This window comes from Salinicola sp. V024 (genome assembly GCF_052645315.1).
This window is the reverse complement of sequence record NZ_JBQXYB010000020.1, coordinates 18288-43475: the sequence shown is the minus strand read 5'-3', so window position 1 is coordinate 43475 and position 25188 is coordinate 18288. Positions and strand designations below refer to the sequence as shown.

29 protein-coding genes are annotated in these 25188 nt (G+C 58.5%); 26 read left to right on the top strand and 3 right to left on the bottom strand.

Annotated features, from left to right (window positions below):
* Positions 1-683: 683 nt before the first annotated feature.
* From ACUN9V_RS19115 to ACUN9V_RS19065, 11 genes are all read left to right on the top strand, one after another.
* Positions 684-1220: an STY4534 family ICE replication protein gene (locus tag ACUN9V_RS19115; RefSeq protein ID WP_445512556.1), complete on the top strand. Its 537-nt coding sequence runs from the start codon at positions 684-686 to the stop codon at positions 1218-1220.
* A gap of 85 nt (positions 1221-1305) precedes the next feature.
* Positions 1306-1596, top strand: a complete 291-nt coding sequence (locus ACUN9V_RS19110) for a hypothetical protein (RefSeq protein ID WP_445512555.1) — start codon at positions 1306-1308, stop codon at positions 1594-1596.
* 298 nt (positions 1597-1894) lie between these two features.
* Positions 1895-2137 (top strand): hypothetical protein, encoded by a 243-nt coding sequence (locus ACUN9V_RS19105; RefSeq protein WP_445512554.1) that lies wholly within the window; start codon positions 1895-1897, stop codon positions 2135-2137.
* A gap of 84 nt (positions 2138-2221) precedes the next feature.
* A complete protein-coding gene (locus ACUN9V_RS19100) occupies positions 2222-2995 on the top strand; it encodes a hypothetical protein (protein ID WP_445512553.1) in 774 nt (257 codons plus the stop codon).
* A gap of 230 nt (positions 2996-3225) precedes the next feature.
* Positions 3226-3849 (top strand): PFGI-1 class ICE element type IV pilus protein PilL2, encoded by a 624-nt coding sequence (gene pilL2, locus ACUN9V_RS19095; protein WP_445512552.1) that lies wholly within the window; start codon positions 3226-3228, stop codon positions 3847-3849.
* Complete coding sequence (locus ACUN9V_RS19090; protein ID WP_445512551.1) at positions 3839-4753, top strand: hypothetical protein; 915 nt, start codon at positions 3839-3841, stop codon at positions 4751-4753. Before pilL2 ends, ACUN9V_RS19090 begins: the two co-directional genes overlap by 11 nt.
* Positions 4754-4763: 10 nt before the next feature.
* Complete coding sequence (locus ACUN9V_RS19085) at positions 4764-5480, top strand: TIGR03759 family integrating conjugative element protein (protein WP_295038897.1); 717 nt, start codon at positions 4764-4766, stop codon at positions 5478-5480.
* Between the two features lie 3 nt (positions 5481-5483).
* On the top strand, positions 5484-6266 hold the full coding sequence (locus ACUN9V_RS19080; RefSeq protein WP_445512550.1) for a hypothetical protein: 783 nt from the start codon (positions 5484-5486) through the stop codon (positions 6264-6266).
* 9 nt (positions 6267-6275) lie between these two features.
* A complete protein-coding gene (locus ACUN9V_RS19075) occupies positions 6276-6848 on the top strand; it encodes an integrating conjugative element protein (RefSeq protein WP_445512549.1) in 573 nt (190 codons plus the stop codon).
* Entirely contained in the window at positions 6845-9034 is a 2190-nt protein-coding gene (traD, locus tag ACUN9V_RS19070) for a type IV conjugative transfer system coupling protein TraD (RefSeq protein ID WP_445512548.1), read from the top strand. Before ACUN9V_RS19075 ends, traD begins: the two co-directional genes overlap by 4 nt.
* Positions 9021-9725, top strand: coding sequence for a TIGR03747 family integrating conjugative element membrane protein (locus ACUN9V_RS19065; RefSeq protein ID WP_445512547.1), 705 nt, complete (start codon positions 9021-9023; stop codon positions 9723-9725). Before traD ends, ACUN9V_RS19065 begins: the two co-directional genes overlap by 14 nt.
* 188 nt (positions 9726-9913) lie before the next feature.
* Here the strand turns inward: ACUN9V_RS19065 and ACUN9V_RS19060 are convergent, their stop codons facing one another.
* Both ACUN9V_RS19060 and ACUN9V_RS19055 read right to left on the bottom strand, forming a co-directional pair.
* The gene (locus tag ACUN9V_RS19060; RefSeq protein WP_445512546.1) at positions 9914-10540 is read right to left on the bottom strand and encodes a LysE family translocator; all 627 of its coding nucleotides are present in this window, start codon (positions 10538-10540) and stop codon (positions 9914-9916) included.
* Positions 10524-12098: a B12-binding domain-containing radical SAM protein gene (locus tag ACUN9V_RS19055; RefSeq protein WP_445512545.1), complete on the bottom strand. Its 1575-nt coding sequence runs from the start codon at positions 12096-12098 to the stop codon at positions 10524-10526. The genes ACUN9V_RS19060 and ACUN9V_RS19055 overlap by 17 nt, the downstream gene beginning before the upstream one ends.
* A 95-nt stretch (positions 12099-12193) precedes the next feature.
* Between ACUN9V_RS19055 and ACUN9V_RS19050 the strand changes: the two genes are divergently transcribed.
* The 13 genes from ACUN9V_RS19050 to ACUN9V_RS18990 all read left to right on the top strand — a co-directional run bounded on the left by ACUN9V_RS19050 (position 12194) and on the right by ACUN9V_RS18990 (position 23164).
* Complete coding sequence (locus ACUN9V_RS19050) at positions 12194-13129, top strand: LysR family transcriptional regulator (RefSeq protein ID WP_445512544.1); 936 nt, start codon at positions 12194-12196, stop codon at positions 13127-13129.
* Between the two features lie 259 nt (positions 13130-13388).
* The gene (locus tag ACUN9V_RS19045; RefSeq protein ID WP_445512543.1) at positions 13389-13736 is read left to right on the top strand and encodes an integrative conjugative element protein, RAQPRD family; all 348 of its coding nucleotides are present in this window, start codon (positions 13389-13391) and stop codon (positions 13734-13736) included.
* Positions 13736-13954, top strand: a complete 219-nt coding sequence (locus tag ACUN9V_RS19040) for a TIGR03758 family integrating conjugative element protein (protein WP_445512542.1) — start codon at positions 13736-13738, stop codon at positions 13952-13954. The genes ACUN9V_RS19045 and ACUN9V_RS19040 overlap by 1 nt, the downstream gene beginning before the upstream one ends.
* A 93-nt stretch (positions 13955-14047) precedes the next feature.
* Positions 14048-14422, top strand: coding sequence for a TIGR03745 family integrating conjugative element membrane protein (locus tag ACUN9V_RS19035; protein WP_445512541.1), 375 nt, complete (start codon positions 14048-14050; stop codon positions 14420-14422).
* 10 nt (positions 14423-14432) lie between these two features.
* The gene (locus tag ACUN9V_RS19030; RefSeq protein WP_445512540.1) at positions 14433-14810 is read left to right on the top strand and encodes a TIGR03750 family conjugal transfer protein; all 378 of its coding nucleotides are present in this window, start codon (positions 14433-14435) and stop codon (positions 14808-14810) included.
* Positions 14807-15460, top strand: coding sequence for a PFL_4703 family integrating conjugative element protein (locus ACUN9V_RS19025; protein ID WP_295038882.1), 654 nt, complete (start codon positions 14807-14809; stop codon positions 15458-15460). Before ACUN9V_RS19030 ends, ACUN9V_RS19025 begins: the two co-directional genes overlap by 4 nt.
* Positions 15457-16314 carry a TIGR03749 family integrating conjugative element protein gene (locus tag ACUN9V_RS19020; RefSeq protein ID WP_445512539.1) on the top strand — a complete coding sequence of 286 codons (858 nt, stop codon included), beginning with the start codon at positions 15457-15459 and terminating at the stop codon, positions 16312-16314. The genes ACUN9V_RS19025 and ACUN9V_RS19020 overlap by 4 nt, the downstream gene beginning before the upstream one ends.
* Positions 16311-17813 (top strand): TIGR03752 family integrating conjugative element protein, encoded by a 1503-nt coding sequence (locus ACUN9V_RS19015; RefSeq protein ID WP_445512538.1) that lies wholly within the window; start codon positions 16311-16313, stop codon positions 17811-17813. Before ACUN9V_RS19020 ends, ACUN9V_RS19015 begins: the two co-directional genes overlap by 4 nt.
* Positions 17814-17820: 7 nt before the next feature.
* Positions 17821-18270: a TIGR03751 family conjugal transfer lipoprotein gene (locus ACUN9V_RS19010; protein WP_445512537.1), complete on the top strand. Its 450-nt coding sequence runs from the start codon at positions 17821-17823 to the stop codon at positions 18268-18270.
* Positions 18270-21230 (top strand): conjugative transfer ATPase, encoded by a 2961-nt coding sequence (locus ACUN9V_RS19005; RefSeq protein ID WP_445512536.1) that lies wholly within the window; start codon positions 18270-18272, stop codon positions 21228-21230. The genes ACUN9V_RS19010 and ACUN9V_RS19005 overlap by 1 nt, the downstream gene beginning before the upstream one ends.
* Entirely contained in the window at positions 21223-21774 is a 552-nt protein-coding gene (locus ACUN9V_RS19000; protein ID WP_445512535.1) for a DUF2726 domain-containing protein, read from the top strand. The genes ACUN9V_RS19005 and ACUN9V_RS19000 overlap by 8 nt, the downstream gene beginning before the upstream one ends.
* Positions 21744-22397 (top strand): hypothetical protein, encoded by a 654-nt coding sequence (locus ACUN9V_RS18995; protein WP_445512534.1) that lies wholly within the window; start codon positions 21744-21746, stop codon positions 22395-22397. Before ACUN9V_RS19000 ends, ACUN9V_RS18995 begins: the two co-directional genes overlap by 31 nt.
* A complete protein-coding gene (locus ACUN9V_RS18990) occupies positions 22394-23164 on the top strand; it encodes a DsbC family protein (protein WP_445512533.1) in 771 nt (256 codons plus the stop codon). The genes ACUN9V_RS18995 and ACUN9V_RS18990 overlap by 4 nt, the downstream gene beginning before the upstream one ends.
* Before the next feature lie 131 nt (positions 23165-23295).
* Here the strand turns inward: ACUN9V_RS18990 and ACUN9V_RS18985 are convergent, their stop codons facing one another.
* Positions 23296-23691, bottom strand: a complete 396-nt coding sequence (locus tag ACUN9V_RS18985) for a hypothetical protein (protein WP_445512532.1) — start codon at positions 23689-23691, stop codon at positions 23296-23298.
* 121 nt (positions 23692-23812) lie between these two features.
* Between ACUN9V_RS18985 and ACUN9V_RS18980 the strand changes: the two genes are divergently transcribed.
* Positions 23813-24238, top strand: coding sequence for a TIGR03757 family integrating conjugative element protein (locus ACUN9V_RS18980; RefSeq protein WP_445512531.1), 426 nt, complete (start codon positions 23813-23815; stop codon positions 24236-24238).
* Entirely contained in the window at positions 24238-25188 is a 951-nt protein-coding gene (locus ACUN9V_RS18975) for a TIGR03756 family integrating conjugative element protein (protein ID WP_445512530.1), read from the top strand. Before ACUN9V_RS18980 ends, ACUN9V_RS18975 begins: the two co-directional genes overlap by 1 nt.

The following is a 25188-nucleotide window of genomic DNA, read 5'->3' as shown; positions in this document are numbered from 1 at the left end:
ACCACACAGGCTGCTTCCTGCTTGAATTCCGGCGTAAAAGATCGTCGTTTCCTGCTCATCAGACACCTCGCTAATGGTGGCAAGATTACCACCTATGCTGATGTCCGGTGTCATTGGACCACTACAGACTCGTTGGCCGGTTGGACTTTGCTTCACCGTGGCGGCGCCCACCGCCTGACCCTTGGGCTCCCTTTGTGCGGAGATCCGCGCACAATTGTATCGGTCCAACGCCATGATTCGGGATCGGATGCAGTGGCAATCGAACCATGACTACGAGGGGCATGGCCGATGGCCGGCATAATGGCTGATTTCATACTTGCTACCCGAACCGGTATCGGTAGCAGACTGGACGCGCAGTTCTGGTCCTCAATCCCAAGGCGAGGCGGCGAGTTTTCGTGGCCTCGGCTTGCGATTGGCGATCGAGGTTTAGGGGTTGACGCCGTGAAAAAGTGGCGTAATCCTGTCGATGTAAGCCGCTGGTCACTGACGGTCATCAGTGACGCCCTTTGCCTCCGGGCAATTCCCGAAGCCGTAACGCATCCCGAGAGACGGCGCTCACCTGAGCTGGATGCCACTTCCGAATTCTCGGCCTCGCGCCAAACCACCCATCCGGGGGAACACTCTTCCCCGATGGGGATGGTGTATCTCCTGGAGTCCTACGACTCGAACCAAGGAGTAACACCATGTCCAACTCGACCGATAATCAGTTCTTCGATCTCCACGTCACTGGCGTTGGCTACGTCAACCGGATCCGCAAGGTCACGCCCAAGCGTGGCAATCCCTTCTGGGCTTGTGACATATCCGCGTTGAACGGTCCTGCCAATGATGTGGAATATCGCCGCTTCGATTGCCGCGTCAGCGGCGCCGATGCGGAAAAATTGGTCAAGAAATTCGCCGCGACCGTGGCCGATCGCCAGGAGAAGGGCGGCAACGAGCCCAAGATCCTGATCGGCTTCAAGCTCGGCGATCTCTATCCCGATCTGTTTACGCGAACCCGAGGCGAGCGAGCTGGTGAAACCGCCGTGAGCCTCAAGGCACGTCTACTGTTCGTCAATTGGGCCAAGGTTGATGGCGACAAGGTTTACGAAGCGCCACGGCGTGAGGAAACCTCGTCGGCCGACACCAGTGTCCAGGATGGCGATACTGCGCCGCAGGGAACCGATGTGCCTGCTCGCCCCGCCGTCAGCGGATCGGTCGGTGCTGCCGAGGCGGTCGTCTGATTCCACCACAACAACCTCACCATCCGGGAAGCTCGCTTCCCGGGGGGCGGTTTAACCCACCCGCTCGCAGGGAGATCTCTCCCTGATGGGCAACATCTCCCTTGCGGTATTGATTGGAGATGTCATGTCCTATCTATTTCGACTCCGTATCGCTCGCGCGATTTTCGATGCGGCCGATCGAATTAGCAGCAGCGTTACCGCTGCGTGCGTTGTTGCAACTCTGCTGGGTCCAGTGCTCAAGACGCAGCCTGGAGGCTATTTCACCGCCTTCTGGGCAGGGGCGGTTTTCTTGCTTCTGACCCTGATCGCTGGTATCGCCAAAGGCATGCTAGACTCACTGATAACCAAGGCCGAAGCCAATGGAGGTGATGCTTAATGGATTCTGCGACTCTGCTGCTTGGTACGATCTTCGTCGTACTCACCGTATCGATGACGATTGCCGGTGGTTACGCCTATGCCATTCATCGCAAGCTGGAAGCGCGACGAAAACGCTGATTCAGACTGATTCTTACACGCCATGACAGCCTCCCTAGGGAGGCTGTTTTCGTTTCGGCAGAATAAGCCTCTCGGAACCCTTCTAGACAGCTTCGTCGCCAGACGGACTTAACGTTTCTTCTCCCACCCGGGGCCATTTCCCAGTGGGATGGCTCCATTTCGTTCTAGGAGCCGTCGACATGAAACCGTACTGCCTGAAACCGGAACCCTTCGGTAATTCTCACAGTGTTTACGAGGGCAATCCGGCCTGGCCTGCAATCTCGGTGGGCTGTCTACGTCCTGCCTACGATATCGAACGCAGCCAGGGGCTTGGTCTCTGGATCGTGTTCGACAGGCTGCAGCGATCCTATTCCGGTGATTCACCGGAACAGGCACTCGAGGCATTCGCCACTCGTCCGATGACGCGCGTCACAGTGACCTGAGCATCTTCTGAAACAACTCACCCAATCGGGGCCACGCCCCGAGGGGGTGGCTCCTATCCAATCGATACACCAAGGAGCAATCCCATGAGTGACTCTCTGACTTATCAGCTGGCCAGCGAAGACGTGGATGTGATTCTGGCCGCACTGAGACTGCTACAGCGAACATCGGGCTGGGACATACCCGATGCAATCCGGGACATCGGCGGGGACAGTCTGGACGTGGTCAATATCGACAGGCTGTGCGAAAGGCTCAACCTGGATGGAGAGACCGACCATCTGGATGAGCGAGACGTGCTGATTCGGCGCTTTCGTACGGAGCTGTCGCGACCCGAGTGGAATTCGGATACGGCAGCCAATCTGGCAACGTCACTGTCCGATGCCGGCTGGCCGATATTTTACCCGCAGCATGAGGGGTGGACTCTGGATGTCGTGGATGGAGCCTACACCGTCGTGCATTGCAGCGATGGCCCTTTCCGGTCCGATGCCGAGGCGATCACCTCGATTGCGCGGCAGTTCGCCAGTGGCAGTCGGTGGCATGGTCAGGTACTGGACACCATCGGTATGATGGCCTGTGGGCAGGGTCTTCCGCTGATGCGAATCGTTGGTTATGGCCCCAACGCGATCGACGTGGTGGTCGCCAACGAGACGCGACCGGAGGACTGCCTTGAGATCGGCTACCGCCCTCATCCGTTCGAGCCGGCCAACTGGTCGATCTTTCAACGCGATACGGAAAACGGTGAAGCCCACTGGATCGCCGATAGACCCGATCAGCATGGTGCGCTGGCATACTGCGCGGCAAGATTGGGCGTGGTACTCAACGACGAGATCAAGCAATCGTTTCCCACCTACTTCAAATGACGAAAGATCGATCTCAAGCGTCCCTACGGGGGCGTTTTTTTGGAATTTGTAAGAAGGATCAGTCGCTCGAGAGGAAGGAGCGAAGAAGAGGCTCTGTCTGTCGAAGTCACAATCTGACATGACTTAGCAAAAGCCCAGCTGGTGCAATTAACATTTCCTGTCGCGAGTGTGAGCGGCCTTCGGCACGGTGAACCCGATCATTCAGGTTCCCCCGCGCGAGGCCAAACTCGATGTATCCCTTCCAGAAAACCCGTGTCGTTCCCTTAGCATTTCTGATTGCGCTCATTGCCGGGTGTGCTCAGCAGCAACAAGCGCCGCAGCCCAGCGAAAGCGAGCGCCTGGCTGCCGACTACCCCGACGCTGACAAGGTGACCATCGCTCGGACCGATGGAACGGGTCAGTCCCGAGTGGTAGCCACCGGACTGGATCAGCCTACTCACGAGGTCGAGCCAGACGTCTACCGCGATCGCGATGCATCGCGAGTCGAGGTGATGCGTGGCGGGCGCTACGCTCTGGTGACGGCCAATGCGACGTTGCAACAGCGCAATCTTCTCGAGCAGACCGTCAATATCTCGATCCCCGCATCGATGAATCCCTCCGTCGAGGATGGACTGCGTTACACCCTGCAGCACACTGGCTACAGCCTCTGTGCGCCACAGGGTGAGCCGCAAGAACTGCTTTACAGCCGGCCACTGCCGGCGACGCACTTTCGCCTGGGACCGATGCCGCTTCGTGAGGTCCTTCAGGTACTCGCCGGCAGTGCGTTCGAGGTTCAGGCCGACCCTATCGCGCGGACAATCTGCTACCAGGTGCGCGATCAGCGACTGATCGAGGAGACCGGCCATGACGGATGAACGCCATACTCCCCGAGATTCCGGTGAGCCTGAACAGGATACCCGGTCGGATGCGCCGATTGACTTGGATACCGGAGACTCCGGGCGTCGCGAGCCCTCGTTCTCCCATCACGATGAGGTCGGGGAGCAGAATCCCGGTGACGCCCATCGCGAGGGAACCAGTGACGAAGCGCCCAATTACACGCCTTACGCGGAGCGGCGCAGGCGCTGGAGCCCGCTGCGTTTGACCTTCTGGGTGCTGGGCGCGGTCATCCTCCTTACCGTCGTCTATCTGGTCTTCTTCTCCGATAGCAAGCCGGAGGGGCCAACGCTGGAATCTCGCCTGCAATCCCAGCAGCAGGTGATCGATCAGCTGCGCGGCCGCATCAAGGGGCTGCAGAGCGGCCAGGACGAGCGTCGCAGCCAGGTCCAAGGGACCAGCAATCGCCTTGGCGAGATCGCTTCACGCCTCGACGATCTTGAGGCGCGCCGACAGGACTCGCCGCTGCAGGCGTTGCCCGAGCGCGTCCAGGCGCTCTCGCATCGGGTCGACGAGCTGTCCAGCTCCGTGGACGTGCGATTCAGCGCAGCACAGGAAAAAGAGCAGTCGCTCGAGTCGTCGATCGAGGAGATGCGCAAGCTCCGAGCAAGTCAGAAGACCAGCGTCCAGCAAAGCCAGCCCAGCGATCAACGCCAGGCCCGTCGCAAGCCCGAGCCGCCGTCACCGCCGTTTTCGGTGTCGGGCGTCGAGCTGCGCGGCGGGCGCAGTTATCTCGCGGTGGCATCCGGCAATGCCGGTCGCTTGAGCGATCTGCGACTGGTCGCTGTGGGGCAGAACATTGGTCAGTGGCACCTCTCGTCGATCGACGGCCATTCGGCCGCGTTCACCATCAACGGCCAGACCGTGGTCGTCCCGGTTCCTTGAGGAGAGATCCATGACGATGAATCTTGATAAACGCCTGGGTATCGCGCTTTTGCTATTCGCTGCCATGCCCGTCTGGGCGCAGGAAGGGCACCAGAGCGAGTCGACTCGAATCGATCAGACACGCCTCGAACAAAGCAACCAGCAAGCTGCCGAGGCCTGGGGGCTGAACCAGCAGGAGTATCGACGCTACGAGTCGATCATGGAGGGGCCGCGCGGCACCTGGTCTCCCAATCTGGATCCGCTGACCGCATTGGGCCTCGAGGCGCGCAGTCAGGCTGAACGCCAGAAGTACGCCGAGAAGCTCGTCGAGACCGAGCGTGCCCGCGTCGAAGCGGAACTCGCATTCCAGCGCGCCTACGACGACGCCTGGCAGCGGCTCTATCCCAACGATATGCCGGTCAACTCCTTCACCACGAAAGGGGGCGAGGACGCGACGCAATCGGTGTTCGGCAGTCATCCGTCGGCATCCAGCGAGCGTCTGAACATCGTGGTGGCTACCGAGGGCTGTAGCCAGTGCGAGGCCACCGTGAAGCGGCTGCTGAGTACCGGGGCGGCCATGGATATCTGGGTCGTGGATTCCAATGGTGACGATGATCGCATCCGCAGCTGGGCGGCCGAGATGGGCATTTCGCCGGCGAGGGTTCGTGCTGGCACGATCACGCTCAACCATGGCGGCTCGCTGAACGTCGACAGCAGCGATCTGCCGCGCGTCGCCTCAAGGGGCTGATCCATGATGCGTCGAGCGTTGAGGACAGCAGCGGCTGGATTGGCAGCGGCGTTGGCTACCGGTGTCGTTCACGCCGGCCAATCCGACCACCTCGATATTCCTTCGGCCTACGTGGTCGCCGCAGAGGATCACGGGGTGCCGCCTGAAATGCTTTACGCGGTGGCCAGCGCCGAGTCGGTGGTCATTCTCGACGCTGGTCGTCGCCCCTGGCCCTGGACACTGAACGTCGCTGGCAAGTCGATGCGCTTCGGTGATCGTGCCTCCGCGTGCCTGGCGCTGACCGATGCGCTCGAGACGACCCAGGTTGTCGACGTTGGGATCGCGCAGCTGAACGTGCGCTGGCAGCCGCAGCTGTTCGGTGCCGGTCAGCGTTTCGCGGATCCCTGCGACGGTCTCGATCCCTACGCCAATCTTGAGGAAGCGGCGGCACTGATTCGTCGCCACTTCGATGACGCCGGCGATTGGTTGATCGCGGCGGGACGATACCACCGTCCGGCCGGTGGGCGTCCCGCCGAGCGCTATCGTGGCGTAGTCAGTGATGAGCTGGTTCGGCTTGGCACGTCCCCTTCTCTGGAAGCGGCGTCGCCGGCACTGATGGCCGCGCGCCAGGCTCCAGCGCCAAAACGAGCCCGCCGGGCTGGCGTGGTGTCGGCATCGAACTCCACAACAGCTGCGCCAGCGGAGGCGTTGACCTGGGTGACACCAAGCCCACGGCCCCCTGAATCTGGCGTCACCTGGGTGACGCCTGAACAGCGACCCTGGATGGCGGAAGTCGCGACCCGATAGGAGTCCCCAATGCAAAAATCTCTCTGCTTCAGCCTGCTACCGCTATACGCAGTGATGCTGATGTCGACGGCGGCATTCGCACAAGCTCCCGCCGAGCGCCCACCGGGGCTGCCTCAGCTGACCGTGGTCGCCGATCACGGTGGCGAATCCGCACGACCCTATTACGTGGCCATCAAGGGCGCGGGCGTCGACGAAGAGGAGAGCTACTCGCCGCAACTGGGCGGCGAATCACGTCCGTCCCGACCCTACGGGGAGCAGGACATGCTGCCGCTCGAGAGCGAGCAACTGACGCCCGGCACCGTGACGCCGCGTCAGTTGGATCTTCCCGGCGGGTTCACGCCGATCTTCCTGATCGGCGATGACGATCTATCCCGGCAATGGCTCGCCCAGCGCGGTGACATTCTGCGCGAGATGAACGCGGTGGGGCTGGTCGTGCAGGTTCGTGACGAACAGTCCCTGCAGGCACTTCGCAATGCTGCCCAGGGGCTCGAGCTTCGTCCTGTTTCCGGCGATGGCCTGGCTGAGCGGCTGGGACTACATCACTACCCAGCGCTGATCAGTCAGCGGGGGATCGAGCAATGAGCGGCAACCATCCCCTCGAATCGCTCCTGCGACCGGCAGTAGAGCTTTACACCGTCTGTATCTGCGCCGGTTGCGCGGTCTTGTGCATTTGGGCGCCCTGGTCACTGGCACTGACGCCCAGCGTGGGTATCACCACAGCGGCGGGATTCGCGGCCTTTGGTGCCTGGCGCTTTCGCCAGGCATGGGTCGTGTTGCGTTATCGCCGTGCCATGCGGCGCTTACCCCGGTTCGCGCTGCCTGCGCGCAAAGTGCCATTGAGTCGACGTAGCCTGTGGTTGGGCAAGGGGTTCAAATGGGATGCCCAGCACACGCAGCGACTCCATGAATCACGACAGCCAGCCGCCAAGATCTACGTCCAGCCAAGCCCCTGGTATCAGCGTGCAAGGCGGCTGGAACAGTCGATGGAAGGAGGTGTGGTTGGCCAGCGCATCGCAGAGCTGCTGCGCTGGGACTCGTTTCTGAATCCAGTAAAGCCTCTGCCACCGGTTGGGGGTCGTCCTGCGCTGCATGCAGTAGAGCCAAATGAACATGATGTCTGGATGCCTCTGGGCGAGCGGGTAGGGCACACTCTCGTCGAGGGCACGACGCGCGTGGGCAAGACGCGCCTGGCCGAAATTCTGATCACCCAAGACATTCGACGTGGTGACATCACGATCTGCTTCGATCCCAAAGGCGACGCGGACTTGATGATGCGCATGTATGCTGAGGCCCAGAAGGCCGGGCGCGGTGACGAGTTCTACATCTTTCACCTGGGCTGGCCGGACGTCTCGTGTCGCTACAACGCCGTGGGGCGCTTTTCGCGGCTTTCCGAGGTGCCGACCCGGGTGACTGGCCAGCTCTCTGGCGAGGGCAATTCTGCTGCGTTTCGGCAGTTTGCCTGGCGCTTCGTGAACATCGTGGCTCGCGCACGCCACGCACTCGGTGAGCGGCCCAGCTATGGTCAGATTTTGGCTGACGTGGTGAATATCGATGCGTTGCTGATGCAGTACGTTCAGGAGACGCTGGAGCAGCAGATGCCGGGGTCGAATCAGCAGATCACCGACATCGAGGGCAAGCTCAATGACCGCAACATGCCCCGCAATATGGTTGGGCGTCACAAGCGCGTCGTGGCGATCGTCCAGTATCTGCAACAGCCGGAGGTGATCGAGTCGCTGAGGGATCCTGTGTTGGATGGTCTGCTCTCTGCCGTGCGCTACGACAAGACCTACTTCGACAAGATCGTGGCGTCGCTGCTGCCGCTGCTCGAAAAGCTGACCAGCGGCAAGATCGCGGAGCTGCTCTCACCGGACTACGACGACATCGAGGACGAGCGCCCGATCATCGACTGGCAGCAGATCATTCGCAAGAAGGGGGTGGTCTATGTCGGGCTCGACGCGCTTTCCGATTTCGAGGTCGCTCAGGCGGTGGGCAACTCGATGTTCGCTGACATCGTGTCGGTGGCCGGTCACATCTACAAGTTCGGCTCCGAGGATGGGCTACCCGGTCAGAGGGGTAGCCAAAAACAACCCATCAACCTGCACTGCGATGAGTTCAACGAGCTAATGGGAGATGAATTCATCCCGCTGATTAACAAGGGTGGCGGTGCCGGTATCCAGGTGACGGCCTACACCCAGACGCTGTCGGACATCGAGGCGCGGATCGGTAACGCTGCCAAAGCGGGGCAGGTGGTGGGTAACTTCAACAATGTCATCATGCTGCGTGTGCGCGAGGAGCGCACCGCGCGTCTGCTCACCGATCAGTTGGCCAAGGTCAACGTGGCCACGCGGCTGATGGTCTCGATGGCCAGCGACAACGCCGACGTGAACAGTGATCAGGACTTCACCTCCTCGGCAGGTGACCGCATCGGTACCGAGTCGGTAGACATGCTGACCCCCAACGATGTGATCAATCTGCCCAAGGGGCAGGCGTTTGCGCTGTTCGAGGGCGGACAGCTGTGGAAGATCCGCATGCCGCTGCCGTTGCCGGACAAGACCGAGGACGTGCCAAGGGACGTGGCGGACATCGCCGCCCGAATGCGGGCGAAGTACGCCACGGGCGATCAGTGGTGGGAAGGCGTGATGCCGCCGCCGATTCATCTGGACTTCGCCAATCCCCCGAGCCCGAGCAGCAAGGAAACCGCCGGTCGTGACACCGCTGATGTCGACGCTAGCGTCAGTGCCGAGGGGGTGAATCATGGCGAGGGATGAAGCCCCGGCACAGCGCGCCGAGAAGAAGCGCAGCGGTCCCGTCGGCACGCTGCTAAAGCTGCCGTTTACACTGATGTGGATCGTGTTCCTCTCGATTATCTGCAGCGTGTTGATCGAATGGATCGGTATCTACTTCGACTGGTTCAGTCAGGCAGGATCGGACCACGCCCATCAGACCATGCTTTCCGAGATGGGGTATCTGGACAGCCAGTTCTCTCAGTCGCTGCTGGTGTCATCGCCGGTCGAGTTCGCCACGATGATCGTGGACACCGGCTATGAATGGCTGTTCATGAAGACAGGCATCGCGGGCTGGGTCGAGCAGGGTGCCGATGCCGTGGGTTGGACTGGCACGCTAAAAACCTACCTGCAGGCGGCCATGTTCGTGACCCTGATGACGCTGACACGCTGTGTTATCCTGATGTTGACCTCACCGCTGTTCATCATGGCCGCCCTGGTGGGCTTCATCGATGGCCTGGTGAGTCGCGATCTGCGCCGCTTCGGTGCGGGGCGCGAATCGGCGTTCATTTATCATCACGCCAAAAGGATGGTGACGCCGGTCTTTCTAACCGGCTGGCTGATCTACCTGTCATTGCCGTTCTCGATTCACCCGAATCTGTTCTTATTGCCATGTGCGCTGCTGTTCGGGCTATTAATTGCAGTAGCAACCGCTAGTTTTAAGAAGTATCTCTGATATTAGCGAATGATGTCGACTTTCGAAGAGTTCATTTGTCAGAAGGTAAATGATGACGGGCTTTTTGGGCTGATTTAAAAAATTAAACTGTAAGAGTTTAAAGCCGACAATCGCTCGCCACGCTAGAAGATATGCAAGGCCACACCTCCTTGGCGTGAGAGTGAATAAGATATACTCGATGCATTTAACTACAAACTTCCGAATATAGTGATGCCCAATACTAGAAAAACAAGACCTTGAATCAATATGTCTTTACGCGAGTTGAGTGATGCCTGAAAACTTGGTTTGCAAAAAAGGCTGGATAAAAAAACGATCAAAAAATCTCCTAAGGTAATAAAAATATTTGACAATGTGCCTAACCAAAACATCATCCAAAAAGTGATGGATGTATCTGAAGTCAAGAACTGAGGTAGGAACGCCAGATAAAAGAGAGAACTCTTAGGGTTTAGGGTTTCTATAACTACGCTTTCCTTGAAAGATGCGGCACGGCCGTGAGTCCGCTTTTCTTTGACTTTGGATCGATGAAAAGAAAAAAACTTTACCATGCCTAAGTATACAAAATAGGTACCGCCTAAAATTTTTATAACAGCCAGAAGCCAAGGTGCCGCAAGCAGAATAGTTGCCATCCCGGACGCAGCAATCAATACATGCATCTGAGAACCGGTAAATACTCCTGTGGCCACAAGGAATCCAGCTTTACGCCCTTCGTAGATAGTTCTGGAAATCAAATAAACCATGGATGGGCCTGGGATTAATGAAAATCCCAAGCAAGACGCAAACAAAATTGCAAGCTTAGCTTCAGAGATCGTCGCCAACAACGATACCTACCTCGCGACTAAATGAACGTATTTCATCCCTAGCTTGGGCTAAATCTGACCGCTCAAGCTCTGGCATCATCGCTTTTATGTAGTCACTAATTGCAGATTCACGATCAAAAATGTCTTTTGGCCTATAATAATTTGCTATGCGGTCACGTGTCTCCAAAGATGAAATGGATACGTTGAGTTTATGCGCCTCTAATTCTGCAACAGAGGGGGCGGTAAGAAAATTATAGTCTTTGGACCCTGGTTCTGGGGAAAGCATTTCAACATCAGCGCTAATTATCACCTCTTTGCCAAGATCTAATAAATTTTTATATTCTTCAATGTTTTCGCGAAGAAGTTGTTTGTTCATGCCGATATGGCCTAGAACAAACCCGGCTTTTATTTTTATATCATAGGTCTTGGCATTTTCAATGGCGCTCAAATTAGATTCATACATACTCTCACTTGAAGCTATTTCATTTTTGCTTTTCAACGGCTTTCGCAGAGCTTGTAAAGACTTTTGAGCGCCTGCGTCGATACCAACGAAAAGAATTTTGAAACCGATGCTGGCCATCGCAGACATTACATTTTTCTTTTGAATGCCGTCAGCCCTAGCGTAACCAACTAACATAGGCCGTGATCCAACCGGAGTCTTTAGCCACCAGCCTGGCGTATTTTTTGCCATGTCTAATAACAATCTCGCAAAGGTTAAGGGCAGTTCATCCGCAGTCACATAAAGATAATCATAGCCATAATCGTGAGCCTGTTTGATAGTATTCCAAGCTTTTTCGTGACCGAGATGGTTTCTCCACATTCCACCGTATTGAATGGAGCAGAAAGAGCAAGCATCATCGCCTTTAAACTTAATGCAACCTCTGGCGATCTCTACTGGGACCCCGGATGTCACCTTGCGACCTGTGAGTTCATAGATTCTATCAGTTAACCTACTTTGAAAATTGTTGTTGTAGATGTGAGAATGTTTAAAATGTCTGTCAATTAAAGAGTAATCAATGGTGGGGTTAATGTCTTCATCACCAGTTGGCACCGGTTCAAGACTGTGCTTTGAAACTAGCCCCGGTAATTTATCGTCAACCGGGCTACCTACAGATATCGAATTTAGTAAAGTTGACAGGCTTCCATAAACTTCATTTCCCACAATGCCATAGTCGATTGAGCCATATCGGCTAACAATTTTATCACGCATGACACTAAAGTGATCATTGCCAAAAATAGTAGTTATTCTAGGATCAACGCCTTTAGTAAAGCGAGAGATATACTCTGAAGCGCCAAAGTTTGCTGTAATAGAGCTGCAGCAAAGTGCCAGTATTCGAGAGCTTTCTTTTTCAATAAACCCAAGCAGGACGGACAGATCCAAAGCGACCCCATCAAAATATACCGATTCAAAGCCGCAAGCCTGAGTATGAGAGGCAAGTGACAAGATACCAAGATGTGGGAAGTTTGCCCAATCTGTGTGTTGCATGCCCTTGGTTACAGCTTGAAGCGAATTGTCGCCATCAACCAAAATATCATCCGTGTTAGGAGCGTTAACGAAAATCACCAAGTTCCGCATTTCAACACCTATTGTCCTGTAAAAGCTAGAATAGGTTACAACAACGATAGGCTTTGCAAAGCGCAAAAATATAATGTAGGGTATTAGTTAAGCTAATGATGATGCGGTTTTCTATGAAAAGCATACCTCCTTTATATTCACTTCGAGCCTTTGAAATGGCTGCTCGTAAAAACTCTTTTACAAAGGCAGCAGATCAGTTGAATTTGACTCAAAGTGCTATCAGTCAGCATGTTAAAAATCTCGAGAGCTTTTACGATAAAAAGCTTTTCTATCGTCATAAGGGAAAGCTGGAACTCACACCTTTCGGTGTGGAAAAATATGCTGAATTGAGTAAGGCATTTCTCATAATAGAAAATATGCACAGAGCGTCTAAAGCGCCGGATAGTCATTTGAAAATAAAAACCCCAACTTCATTGACCAATCGCTTCCTCATAAAGCGCGTTAATGCTTACAATTTGAGAGAAGCTCCGAAAAAAATTGAAATCAGCAGCCACTGGATGGAAGTTGATACTATAGACTTTGCGAGTGAAAACTTTGACGCTGCCATTGTGTTGAGTGATGGAAAGTTTCCAGATAATTGCTTTTGCCAACATCTTTTTCCTGAATGGTTGATTCCAATTAACGATTCATATGAAGGCATTGATATTAGCCAGGTTCGTGACTTGCTTCGTACTTTAGAGATGATTCATTCCTCCCAAGATAAGTCTGATTGGGGAATGTGGGCGGCTAAGACAATCGGTGTTGATGAACTAAACCTAGATCGTGGCATGACGTTTGACACGATAGATCAAGGTATGACCGCAGCCCAACACGGCGTTGGCGTTGCCATAGGTGACTTAACCATGATTTCAGAAGAAATCAATTCAGGTAGAGCAAAGCCTTTGGCTAATATTGCTGTGCATTCTGGCAAAGACTATTACCTTGTATCTCCAAGGTACAGTGCCGAGGCGGAGTTTATACATGACTTCGGCGAGTTTTTGAGATCTAACATACCTTGCTTGATAGATAATGATTTGCAATATATAAGATAGCATCCAATGCTAAGGCCTTACTGCATGAGGAGACAATGCTATTAATTACTGGTTATGAAGGGTCTACTCTACTCGGGCTTTATCCATACCAAGCTCTTCGCTGATCTTCCGGCCAATCACCTTGAACTCGGACGATTCCAAACTTCTCCTTAAAAGCTCAAGAATACCCCGCTGTTTCGCTTAACGTTTCCGGCTGATCCCTGGGTGAGTTGCCTCGACCATGAGGCCATGTCGTCATTACTCACGACGGGACTTAACCATGACGGTGCGTCAACGCATTTCTCTCTCCTCTCTGTTCACGAGCTGCGTGCTGGTCAGCGGCCTGTGGGCTCCTGCCCAGGCCGATGACATCGACGAGATACAGCGCAGGGACCTGGCGCTGATTCAGACCCAGATCGAACAGATCAAGGTCGTAGTCGATCGCGTCGATGCCAGGCAGCAACAGGCTGACCCTGAGACCACGCGGGTCTATTTCGACATCCCGCGTTTGCGCGATGACCTGCATTCCATCACCAGCGGTATCGATGCCTATCTCGCCCCTGATCGTTTGCTGCCACGACAGCCCCAGCCGCTCGATGGCAACTACCTCGACGATCGGGGGCAGTAGTGGAGGCATTCGAGGCGGGGGCCGGCATGGGAGGCCAGGAGCTTTCCTGGCTCATCGCCGGCGTGGGCTGTAGTGCCGCGCTGATGGTCGTCATCTGGATTCTGATGTCGGCGTACCGGGGATGGGTCAAGGGACGCGTGGACGGCGACGTCCTGTCCTCCGTGGTGCTCAAGTCGCTGTTGCTGGTGCTGTTGTTTTTCTGGTTGTTCCTGTCCTGACAGGGGCGGCTCGAAGGTCCCCATACGGGGAAAGGAAGAGCCCTTGTGGGTTCTTGGTCGTAACGGGCAATCATCTCTCAAGAGGACGCAATCATGTCGCTTCAATCCTTCTATCGTCGCCTGTCCAATGGGGTCACTCGGGGCTGCCAGAATCTGGTGGTGCTGGCCAGCATTACCGTGCCGGGCCTGGCGATGGCCGACCTCCCTACCCTCGAAGAGCCGACTCAGGGCGGGGACGGCATTCGCTCGACGGCGCAGGGGTATATGTACGACGGCTTCGTCCTGGCAGGACTGCTGCTTTGCACCGCTGCCTTCATCTGGGTGGGCATCGGCTGCCTCGCCTCGTTCAACGAAGGTCGACAACGCGGGGAGTGGACCAAGTTCGGCGTGACCGCGTTCATCGGCGTCGTACTGATCCTTGTCATCATCTGGCTCAGTACCGAAGCCGCACCGATCCTGGCTCAGTGAGGATCGGGTCATGGCAAGCATCGATTTCCTGCCGAAACGTATCAACGATGCCCCGGTGGTGTTTCGGGGCATGACGCTTCGGGAAGTCTGCATCATGGCTGTGACGGGGTTCGTCAGCGGCATGCTTCCGGGCATCGTGCTGGCGATCCTGTTCGGGATGCCTGCCATGGCGCCTACCGTTGCCGTGGCGGTCATGGCACTCGCATTGGTTGCTGGCGGCACTGTCATGCGCCGGCTACGCCGTGGCCGACCTCCCTCGCTGCTCTATCGCCAGATCATGTACCGACTCGCCGTCTACGGCATCAACACCGGTGGCGAAACCCTCATTACTCGCTCGAGCACTTACCGCGTAGGGCGTGAACCCCGGGACCGAGGAGAACTGCGATGAGTCGTTTGCGTAACGCGCTGGGTGCGCGCGACGCCCATATCACGACGCTGCGCGGCGTCATCATCGTGCTGGTGCTGTTCTGCGCCGGGATGGGCTTGGGCTGGTACAGCGCGCCCAAGGATCTGACCATTTCCATCCCGCCGGATCTGCGCAGTGGCTCGACGCAGAAGTGGTGGGAGAAGCCGCCGTCCGCCGTCTATGCCTTCACCACCTACGTTTGGCAGCAGATCAACCGCTGGCCGGCCAACGGTGAGGAGGACTACAAGCGAAACCTCTACGCCTATTCACCGTTCCTCACGCCGTCCTGCCAGGCAGAACTGGAGGAGGACTATCGCTATCGCAAGCAGCGCAACGAGCTGGATCAGCGTGAACGCATGGTCTTCGAAATTCCCGGTCGCGGATTCAGCAGTGCCCAGTCCGGCCCCGGGGCGGTCGAGATCGTGTCGCGGGATCAGTGGATCGTGAACCTGGATCTCGCCGTCAAGGAAACCTACGCCGGTACGCCCGTCCGCGACGTCTACATGCGTTTTCCGATCCGAGTGGTGCGTGCCGAGGGCGATCCACAGAACAACAAGTGGGGCATGCAGATCGATTGCCTGGCCCGCCCAGCCCAGCGACTGGAAATCCCAAAGCAGGAGGATGACTCATGAATCGCCTCAAGGCGTCGATGTTGAGAGGCGGGTTGTGCGCCTCGCTGTTGAGTATGGCGATCCAGGCTCACGCCGTTGAGATTCTGCACTGGGATCGCAAGCCGCTGGACGTCGATCTTCCCGTGGGTACCGAACGGGTCATCGTGCTCGATCGCAATGTGCGAGTGGGGCTCCCCCGTGAGATCGCCGACCCCGACACGCTGCGGGTACAGAGCGCCGGCGGTGCGATCTATCTCAAGGCCAACAAGGCGTTCGATACCCAGCGCGTGCGACTGCAGGACGTCGAGACCAACGAGGTCGTGTTGTTCGATCTGACCGCCAAGGAAAGCGGTGCCAGCGACGAGGATATCCAGGTCATCATCCCCGATGAGGCAACGGGGGCGTCTTCTGGAGAAGCCGTGTCAGATGACCGATCCGATCAGGAGCAGGGTCGCTCTGATCAAGCCCCCAGGACCGGTACGCCGACTCCGGTCGTGTTGACGCGCTTCGCGGCTCAATCGCTCTACGCGCCCAGTCGGACGATCGAGCCGGTCCAGGGGCTCAATCGTGTGGCGATGCAGTTGCCCGACAGCATGCCATCCCTGCTGCCCTCGCTACCGGTCACGGCGACCCCAATCGCCGCCTGGAAACTCGATGGCTGGACCGTCACGGCGGTGAAACTCTCGAATCGGGATCCATCCCGCGACTTCGAGCTTGATCCACGTTGGCTTCAGGGCGATCTCTACAGCGCCACGTTCATGCACCCGACGCTGGGTCGTCGTGGCAGCGTGGAGGACACCACGACCGTCTTTATCGTGACCAACGGTCTGTCTCTGGCGAAGGCGCTACCGCTGTCGCAGAGAGGTGAGTCATGAAACTGCAGGGGAACACGTTACTCAAGGTCGGCGTGCCCGTGCTGGTCGTCGGCATGATCCTGATCGTCATCAAGAGCTGCAATAGTGGCGGTGGCGACGCGGGTCAGTCGAGTCAGCAGGAGACGCAAGACGATACGCGCACGCTTTCCCAGGAGGAGATGGATGCGCTGGGCATCAGCGGTGACTCCTCTCAGGACACCGTGGCCACCCTGGTGGGCAAGATGAATGCCTGGGATCGGCAGCGCCAACGTGACCAGGCGCGAATGGAAAAGCTGGTCGAGGAAAACAACGATCTGGCCGAACGTGCCTCCAACGTCGACCGATCCGTGAATCAGGCAATCCAGCAGGAGCGAGAGCGACAACAACAAGCGCGCGAGCAGAGCGAACAGTCGTTGCTGTCCCGTTTCGAAAACCGTCTCGATCGACTGGTGCCAGCAGACGAAAACAGCAGCGGCAATGGTAGCCAGTCCAGTGACGATATGCCGATCGGCCTGGGTCTCGAGGGCGGCGGTGGTTCATCCGGGAGCTACTCGGGCGGCGGCAACCTGGCCTGGGTCGAACCGATGGATCGACGCCAGGAGGAGGGACGTTCGAGTCGCGGTGGACGCGACGATGGCCCCGCGTTCCCGACCTCGTTCAAGGCCGCTGCCGACACGGCAGGCGACATGGCCTCCCGAACAACCAGCGCGGTCGAGTCGAAGGTGACGGGAGAGCCGGATGCCTCGACGGTCGAACCGGTCTACACCATCCCCGAAAACTCGACCCTGATGGGGTCACTGGCCATGACGGCGCTGCTGGGCCGAGTGCCGGTCGATGGCACGGTCAACGACCCGTATCCGTTCAAGGTGATGATCGGCAAGGACAACCTGACGGCCAACGGCGTCGAGCTGCCGGAAGTGCGGGCCGCCGTTGCCAGCGGCACGGCAACCGGCGATTGGACCCTCTCCTGCGTGCGCGGAAACATCACCAGCCTCACCTTCGTTTTCGAGGACGGCACGGTCAGAACCGTGCCGACACCGGATGACGTCAACCAGAACGGTGGTGACGGTAACGGCAACAATCAAAATCAATCCATCGGTGGAGGGGACTCCATCGGCTGGATCAGCGATCAATCCGGCATTCCCTGCATCAGTGGCGTGCGTCGTAGCAACGCCCAACAGTATCTCGGTACCCAGGGGCTGCTCACGGCAGCGGGCGCTGGCGCGGCGACGATGCTCTCCGATGATGATTCAACGTCGGTCACGTCACTTGGCAGCAATGGTTCGATTTCCCAGGCCATGACCGGCAACCAGGCCGTGGGCCAGATCCTCAGTCAGGGCGTCGACGACATGAGCGAGTGGGTCAACAAGCTCTACGGCGAAGCGTTCGCCGCGGTCTACGTCCCCCCGGGCAAGAACGTGGCCATCCACATCAACAAGCAACTGCCGATCGACTACGAGACCGAAGGGAGGAAGGTGCGCTATGACACGTCAACCGCAACCACAGTCGGACTCGACTGAGTCCCGCGTGCTTTCCCGCACAGCCATCGCGATGCTGGCCTTGGCAGGCCTCGGGCTAGTCTCGGGCTGTGCGACGTCCAAGGATGAGCTGATGCCGACCAATGGCATGACCATGCAGGAGCTTTGGGAGCAGGGGGCCAGTGAGCAGAGTCGTTCGGCGTCCACCGGCAGTACCGGCCAGCAGGCGATCGAGGCGGCACGGGGTTCGCTACGCCGTCCTATCACAGCGGGTGACATGGTGGATGATCGGACCCGCTATACAAGGGAGGCTGCCAACGAGATCCACAGCCAGTTCTCGCGACTGCCGAACCCCGATCTCGTGATCTACATCTACCCGCATCTGGCCCGCGATCAGAGCGTGCCGGTACCGGGCTATTCGACGGTCTTCCCGCTGTATCAGAAGCCTCAGTACGCCATGCCGGGAGAGGGCGCTCGTCCGCCGGGGAGGACGCGCTGATGTCATCGTTCAACGCCTTCATGAATCGGCTGTTTGCCCCCAAAAGAGGGCAGAGCGGTTTGGCAGGGGAGCGAGACGGCGAGGACGACGAGCGTCGTGAAGCCCTCAACGAGCGAGAACTCCTGACCGACGAGACCGGCCGTCCGATGTGCCTGCCGCGCGGAAAAATGCCCACCGTCGGTGATATTCGCCGTCAATATCAGCGCGCGCCCTCCTTCGCCAGCCGGCTGCCCTGGACGGAGTATCTGCCGGAATCCGGCTGTTTCCTGCTCGAGGACGGGGTGTCGTTGGGTGTCGTGGCCGAAGTCACGCCGGCGCCGTCCGAAGGACGCTCGCTCGAAGCGCTGGAAGCCGTGCGCGACCAGATCGAAGCGGCGTTACAGGACAGTCTGCCGGAACTCGACACACATCAATGGGTGGTGCAGCTCTACACCAAGGACGACACCGATCCGCGCGAGGATCTCAACCGTATCCGCAATGCGATCCCGGCGGAACTCCAGGAAACCGAGTACACGAAAGCGTGGCTCGCCAGCATGGAGGCGCACTTCAAGGCCATCTCACGCCCGGACGGCCTGTTCGAGGATGACATCATCACCCAAACCGCCTGGCGCGGTCAGACACGGCGCACGCGTCTGGTGCTGTATCGCTGGGCAAGTCAAAAGAACAAGTCGAAGCTGGGTGAGCGGCGATCTCGGCTTTCGCCGGAGGCACTGCTCAATCACGTCTACGGCAAGCTGGAATCGAAGCTGGCCAGCGCCGGGCTGCCGGTGCGTCGCTACGACGGCCGTGATTTTCACCGCTGGATCATGCCGCGCTTCAACCCGCGTCCGACGTTCTCACCGGACGATCCGCAGCGCTTCTATGATCTGTTCGACTATCCCGGTGACGATCCGGACGTCCGCCTCTGGTCCTATGATCTCGCCGAGGGGATGCTGGTCAGCTCGCCGCGAGCCGATGCCGAATCCGGTCTCTGGTATTTCGACGGCGAGCCGCAGCGCGTCATTCCGGTCGAGGAGTTGCGCAAGATACCAAAGGTGGGCCATCTGACCGCCGAGATTTCGCGTGGACAGACATCGATTCGTAACGCCACCTTCGACGTGTTGCCACTGGGTGTCGAGGCCTGCATGACGATCGTGGCCATTCCCCAGGAGCCACTCGAGGGGCATATCGATCAGTTGGCCAAGAAGGCGGTCGGCGATAGCGTCCTGGCCGTTAACGTGCGCGACGATTGCCAGCAGGCCCGAAAGTATCTCGGCAAGGACCACAAGATGTACCAGTCGGCGCTGGCGTTCTTCGTCAGCGGTCGCGACGAGGCCGATCTGGATCGGCGCGTCATGGACCTGACGACCCAGCTCAGCACCGCCGACCTCAAGCCGGTCGAACCCGAAAACGAGGTGGCCGCGCTCAACACCTATCTGCGCTGGTTGCCGATGAACTTCGATCCCGAGATCGATCGCAATAACCGCTGGTATACCCGATTCAACTTCGTGCAGCACCTGGCCAACCTGGCACCGCTCTACGGGCGTGCCCGGGGGACGGGCCATCCCGGTATCAGCTTCTTCAATCGAGGGGGCGAGTCACTGACGTTCGATCCGCTTAACAAGCTCGATCGCAAGCAGAACGCTCATATGTTCGTGTTTGGCCCGACCGGCGCCGGCAAGTCGGCGACGCTCAACTCGATGCTGGGGCAGGTGGTGGCCATGCGTCGGCCGCGCCTGTTTATCATTGAGAAGGGTAACTCCTTCGGGCTGCTCGCCGACTATTTCGAGCGGATGGGCTTATCGGTCAATAAGGTCAAGCTCGCTCCAGGGGCGAATGCCAGGCTGCCGCCGTTCGCAGAGGCCCATCGCCTGCTCGATCCCGAGATGCGCGAGCGCCGCGTCGTCCGTGATCGCCAGGACTTCGGCGAGTCACCAGACGATCCCGCAGCCACCCCGGATGACTTGCTCGAGGCGATCGGCACGGACGAATCCGACGATGACGACGTCGAGCGAGACCTGTTGGGCGAGATGGAGATGATGGCGCGCCTGATGATCACCGGCGGCGACCCCAAGGAGGAGGCCGACTACCGGCGCGCCGATAACCGGATGGTACGTGATGCGGTGATGATCGCCGCCGAGAAGTCCTTCGAGGAGGGGCGCCAGTGCCTGTCCGAGGACGTTCGCCAGGCGTTCTACACGCTCTCCCGGGACGAGAATCTGCCAGACGGTCGTCGGAACCGCGCCTACATGATGGGCGAGGGGATCGGCATGTTCTGTGACGGGTTCGACGGGCAAGTCTTTAACCAACCGGGCGAAGCCTGGCCGGAGTGCGACGTCACCATCATTGATCTGGCGCACTACGCCAACCCGGGTTACGAGGCGCAGTTGGCCCTGTCAGTGATGTCGATCACCAACATGATCACCACCATGGCCGAGCGAGATCAGTACAGCGGCCGTCCCATCATCCAGGTCATCGACGAGTGTCACCTGTTGACCGCGAACCCGCTGCTCGCGCCGTTTCTCGTCGGCGTGGCCAAAATGGGGCGAAAACTCAACCACTGGCTCTGGCTCGCGACCCAGAACGTCAAAGACTTCCCAGACGTTTCGGCCAAGATGCTCAACATGATGGAGTGGTGGCTGCTGCTCAACATGCCGCCCAACGAGATCGCCGAAGTCAGCCGATTCAAGACGCTGACCCAGGATCAGCGCCTGCTGGTCGAGTCCGCGACCAAGGCCTCGGGCAAGTACACCGAGGGTGTGGTGCTGGGTGGGAGACTTCAGTCGCTGTTCCGTGTCGTGCCGCCGAGCCTTTACCTCTCCCTGGCCGGTACCGAGCCGGAGGAGAAAGCGGAGCGCGCCGAGATCATGCGCGAGCATGGCTGCTCCGAACTCGACGCGGCCATCAAGGTAGCCGAGAAGCTGGATCGGCTACGCGGGCTGGAAACGACATCGCCGTTGGGGGAGTCGGCACATGGCTGATGCGTTGCTCTTCACCTCGGCGGTGCTGGTGATCGTCGGATTCTCGCTGTGGCAGCTCAAGCGCCTGGTATCGGGGCGGGGACGATACCCCTACATCGCCCAGGGACGACTCAACACGGCCACTGAGCAGGCGTTCTATGCCGCCGTCCAACATGCCGTTGGCTCGACGGCCTTGCTCGCCTGCAAGGTCCGGATCGCCGACGTACTCCAGGTACGCTTTCGCAAGCGTCACGGTCGCGACCAGCGGTGGTGGCGCTACTTCCGCCTGATCAGCTCAAAGCATGTCGATCTCGTGGTGTGCGAGCCACGCGGCGGGCGCATTCTCGTCGCCATCGAACTCGACGATCGCAGTCATCGCCGTGGCGATCGCAAGCGCCGCGACCGTTTCGTGGACCAGGCATTTGCCTCGGCAGGGGTGCCGCTCCTGCGCTTTGCAGCCGGCGGCCGCTACGACGCTCGCGAGATCCACGAACGCCTGACGCCTTATCTCACGTTGGAAGAAGGACCGGTTACATGCCTCAACTCCAGATCGACCATGCGATGAGCCTTGATTCGCGAGAGCGCACACTACATCTGCTCCCGGCCCTGCAGATCGATCCCTTCGATGGTGTCGCGCTCGAGGACATCACCCTATCGGTATCGGTGAGCTGGCTCGATGCTCCCGTCATTCCCACGACGGGCTGGACTATCCGTCAGCCTTACCCCAACAGGCTCTATTTCGTGGGCGGATCCGAGAGCTGCCACCTGGGTCACTTCATCGTGCTGCCGGACGGGCAGCAGGCCGGTGAAGTCACCTTCCATTGGACTGTGAACGTGTCGGCATTACCGCCCGGACATTTCCAGATCACGCACCGGCTCGATCTGGCGTTCGACGAAGGGGAGGGACGTACCTGGTCGATGGATATTGCCAACTGGTGGTGCCACAGCGAGTTTGCCACCGAAGGGCATGCGACACCCGAGATCGGACGCAATCGATTCTCCCGACTCAAGCGGCAGGGGATTTCGCCGACCCGGCGTGCGCACGTCAGCGAGGCGCTGCGGGACGGATGTCGCTATCTCGACATCCACGAGTCCCTCTCATTGCCGGCGATCACCCTGAATGACTGCTGGACCCTCGAGACCTATGGCGGAGACGCCGTTACCGACTGCCTGGAGGCGTTGCGATGAAACCACTCACCCTGTTGTGCGCGGCCGGCCTTGGCTTGATGACGTCGGTGCCGGCACTGGCGACCGAAATCCCGGTCCCTGACGTATCGGATACGGCTCCTCCTGCGGCGCTGCAAGACCTGACAATCAACAGCCAGCACGTTACGACGGACTCCGTCCGGCGGGTCGATCTGGATGGTCCGATCTACGAGGTGCGGCTGCGAAACGGTGACACTTTCTATAGCGACGCTCAGGGACGTCACATGGTCGTGGGGAGTCTTTACGACAACGGCCCCAACGGACTCATCAACGTCACCGAGCAGCACGACCGTCAGGATCGGCTGGACCAGCTGGATGCCATTCCGGAAGAAGGCACGGTGGACTATCCCGCACAGGGCGAGGAGATCGGGCGCATCACCGTCTTCACCGACACGACCTGTCCCTATTGCCAGAGGCTGCATCAGGATATCGAACAGTTGACGGCGGCCGGCATTGCCGTGCGTTATGTGCCGTTCCCGCGCGCTGGCACCCACTCATCAGCAGCGACTCAGCTGGCTCAGGTACTCTGCTCCCAATCGCCCACCGATGCCATGACGCGTGCATTTCATGGCGAGCCACTTAAGCCCACTCCGGTCAAAAGTTGCATCACTGCAGTCGATGACGGATTTGCGCTGGGACAGCGATTTGGGGTGCAGGGAACGCCATCAATCGTCCTGTCCAATGGCGAGATGGGTGAGGGGTATGTGCCCGCGCAGCAGCTGATTCAAGCCATCAAAGGGGCTAAATGATGAATGATGGAACGAAGAGCACATTATTTTCCATCCGCCCCAGCGGTCTTGCGGAGCCCAATGCCATTTATCTCCCTGAGATCCACAGATTGTGGACGTGGCTACACGCCGAAAATGAATGAGGTGGATCTTCAGTTCAATGCACTTGCTGATGCCAAAGACAGAGACAGGACCCACAGGAAAACAAGCTCAGCGAGCAGAAAGGTTATGGTGCCGTATGCCAGATATTTCTTATGGCTGTAAAGCTGTCGTAGAAATGCTGGAAATTGCTTGATGCCTTGCATGCCCGATGTCTGCATGTAGGGACGTAACTCGTCAGGTGTCGGGTTAGGCAATAAGGATTGAATGAACGATCTCACACACGAATACATCCCATAGATGCATAGCGCCAATAAAGGGGCGACTAATATCTTGAGCACCATGCTCACGGGTAAAGACATCATGTATAGGACTAGGCCAGAAGCGCCGGAATAAGCGATGGCACGCCCCAAAAAGGTATGCAGGTTGTGGTCGAAATCCTGTTCCAAAGCCGATCTCCTAGCGGGTGATGGTCGAATAAACCCTGTCCGATCAATTTAACATTCTCTACTGCCTGCCAGCCTCCCACCCGGTACACCTGTGTGCTGATACCGCCGTGGGAGCCGATCCATGTCCTTCGCTCATCAGTTATGGCCTGGTGCCGCGCTGCTATATCTCTGCCTTCTGACCTGGAGTCATACGGCCTCCGCCGGCGTTGAAGTATTCACTACCGCCGGCGAGCCGGTCGTCAACGTTCCGGCATCCGCTGCCGTGGTCGAGCTGGACGCACCGGCCCGTCTCGACGCTCGGCTGTCACAAGATCTTCCCGCTGATCCGTCACGCGCGAAGCAGGTGCTGCAATCGCGCATGAACGATCCCGAGTGGCAGCAGACGCTTCAGGAATATGGCCAGCTCTATCAGGGCGTAGCCCGCGCCTGGATGCTGGGCATCGAGACGGTGCCGGCGGTCGTCGTTGACAGCCAGTACGTGGTGTACGGCGAGCCGGACGTCGGCCGCGCGCTCGAGGAGATCGAGCAGGCGAGGGGAGATCAATAATGACTCGTTCCCTCACCACGCTGCGGGTGGCGGTTGCCTTTGCACTGTTGGTCGGGCTGGCCAGTATGAGTGCACCGCGCGCGCAGGCGATTACTACTCCGGAGATTCTTCAGTCATCGATGAGCACCCAGTGCCTCGACTACCAGGTTATCGGGGTGTGCGCATGGCTCTACTGCTCGGCCTGGGGCTGCACGGTACGCACTTCGGTTCGCGTGAAGCACTACATCCCTGAGCTGGTCGTTAGTGCTTACGAGAACACCGGCGACAATCCCTGGACCGAGATCGCGATGCTTTCACCCCCCACGGGCGACGCCCTGGGCGGGGGATCCGCTCGCGAGTCTGTCGCGCAGCAGCATTCGAATACGCATTTCAAGAACGTCGACGCGATCGGCCATCCCTCTGAGCTGTTCTACCAGTTCGCCAGCGGCTTCGGCTGGTTCTGCGAAAGCAACTCGCAGCCGCTCATGCCTTACTTCATCTCCACGCTCGATGCGCTGGCCTGGCGCTCGGGCGTGCCGGAGATGGCCTACCCCGAGGCGCTGACCCCGGGGATGCGTGAGATGGGCGCTGTGGGCGATCTATGGAGCCCGATCTACCCGCGCAGCGGCTTCGTCTCCCAGACCCACGACTACAAGGTCGCCGCAACGGCGGCGCAGCGTGCCGCCGATGTCGTGACGCGCAGCGGCCAGCCTCACGTTTATCAGCCACTCATTGCCCGAGATTCGGAGAGCAGCGGCATCTGGGGGCCGGATCCGGTCAAGGAAGGCGATCCCGAGACTCATGAATGGCAGGAGTTGGCTCCCAATATGCGCATGTCCTGCTCGACTTTCCCCGACGGTGGCGAGGACGACCAGCTGCAGGATCCGGGCGACTACGCCTGGGCGCTGTGGCGGCCCTATCGCTGTTGCAAGAAACGGGGCCAGGAACTGCTGTACTTCACCGGAGAGTAA

Coding starts and splice junctions, on each gene's coding strand:
- ACUN9V_RS19115 (WP_445512556.1), top strand. CDS start 684: ATGTCCAACTCGACCGATAATCAGTTCTTCGATCTCCACGTCACTGGC.
- ACUN9V_RS19110 (WP_445512555.1), top strand. CDS start 1,306: ATGGGCAACATCTCCCTTGCGGTATTGATTGGAGATGTCATGTCCTAT.
- ACUN9V_RS19105 (WP_445512554.1), top strand. CDS start 1,895: ATGAAACCGTACTGCCTGAAACCGGAACCCTTCGGTAATTCTCACAGT.
- ACUN9V_RS19100 (WP_445512553.1), top strand. CDS start 2,222: ATGAGTGACTCTCTGACTTATCAGCTGGCCAGCGAAGACGTGGATGTG.
- pilL2 (WP_445512552.1), top strand. CDS start 3,226: ATGTATCCCTTCCAGAAAACCCGTGTCGTTCCCTTAGCATTTCTGATT.
- ACUN9V_RS19090 (WP_445512551.1), top strand. CDS start 3,839: ATGACGGATGAACGCCATACTCCCCGAGATTCCGGTGAGCCTGAACAG.
- ACUN9V_RS19085 (WP_295038897.1), top strand. CDS start 4,764: ATGACGATGAATCTTGATAAACGCCTGGGTATCGCGCTTTTGCTATTC.
- ACUN9V_RS19080 (WP_445512550.1), top strand. CDS start 5,484: ATGATGCGTCGAGCGTTGAGGACAGCAGCGGCTGGATTGGCAGCGGCG.
- ACUN9V_RS19075 (WP_445512549.1), top strand. CDS start 6,276: ATGCAAAAATCTCTCTGCTTCAGCCTGCTACCGCTATACGCAGTGATG.
- traD (WP_445512548.1), top strand. CDS start 6,845: ATGAGCGGCAACCATCCCCTCGAATCGCTCCTGCGACCGGCAGTAGAG.
- ACUN9V_RS19065 (WP_445512547.1), top strand. CDS start 9,021: ATGGCGAGGGATGAAGCCCCGGCACAGCGCGCCGAGAAGAAGCGCAGC.
- ACUN9V_RS19055 (WP_445512545.1), bottom strand. CDS start 12,098: ATGCGGAACTTGGTGATTTTCGTTAACGCTCCTAACACGGATGATATT.
- ACUN9V_RS19050 (WP_445512544.1), top strand. CDS start 12,194: ATGATGATGCGGTTTTCTATGAAAAGCATACCTCCTTTATATTCACTT.
- ACUN9V_RS19045 (WP_445512543.1), top strand. CDS start 13,389: ATGACGGTGCGTCAACGCATTTCTCTCTCCTCTCTGTTCACGAGCTGC.
- ACUN9V_RS19035 (WP_445512541.1), top strand. CDS start 14,048: ATGTCGCTTCAATCCTTCTATCGTCGCCTGTCCAATGGGGTCACTCGG.
- ACUN9V_RS19030 (WP_445512540.1), top strand. CDS start 14,433: ATGGCAAGCATCGATTTCCTGCCGAAACGTATCAACGATGCCCCGGTG.
- ACUN9V_RS19025 (WP_295038882.1), top strand. CDS start 14,807: ATGAGTCGTTTGCGTAACGCGCTGGGTGCGCGCGACGCCCATATCACG.
- ACUN9V_RS19020 (WP_445512539.1), top strand. CDS start 15,457: ATGAATCGCCTCAAGGCGTCGATGTTGAGAGGCGGGTTGTGCGCCTCG.
- ACUN9V_RS19015 (WP_445512538.1), top strand. CDS start 16,311: ATGAAACTGCAGGGGAACACGTTACTCAAGGTCGGCGTGCCCGTGCTG.
- ACUN9V_RS19005 (WP_445512536.1), top strand. CDS start 18,270: ATGTCATCGTTCAACGCCTTCATGAATCGGCTGTTTGCCCCCAAAAGA.
- ACUN9V_RS19000 (WP_445512535.1), top strand. CDS start 21,223: ATGGCTGATGCGTTGCTCTTCACCTCGGCGGTGCTGGTGATCGTCGGA.
- ACUN9V_RS18995 (WP_445512534.1), top strand. CDS start 21,744: ATGCCTCAACTCCAGATCGACCATGCGATGAGCCTTGATTCGCGAGAG.
- ACUN9V_RS18990 (WP_445512533.1), top strand. CDS start 22,394: ATGAAACCACTCACCCTGTTGTGCGCGGCCGGCCTTGGCTTGATGACG.
- ACUN9V_RS18980 (WP_445512531.1), top strand. CDS start 23,813: ATGTCCTTCGCTCATCAGTTATGGCCTGGTGCCGCGCTGCTATATCTC.
- ACUN9V_RS18975 (WP_445512530.1), top strand. CDS start 24,238: ATGACTCGTTCCCTCACCACGCTGCGGGTGGCGGTTGCCTTTGCACTG.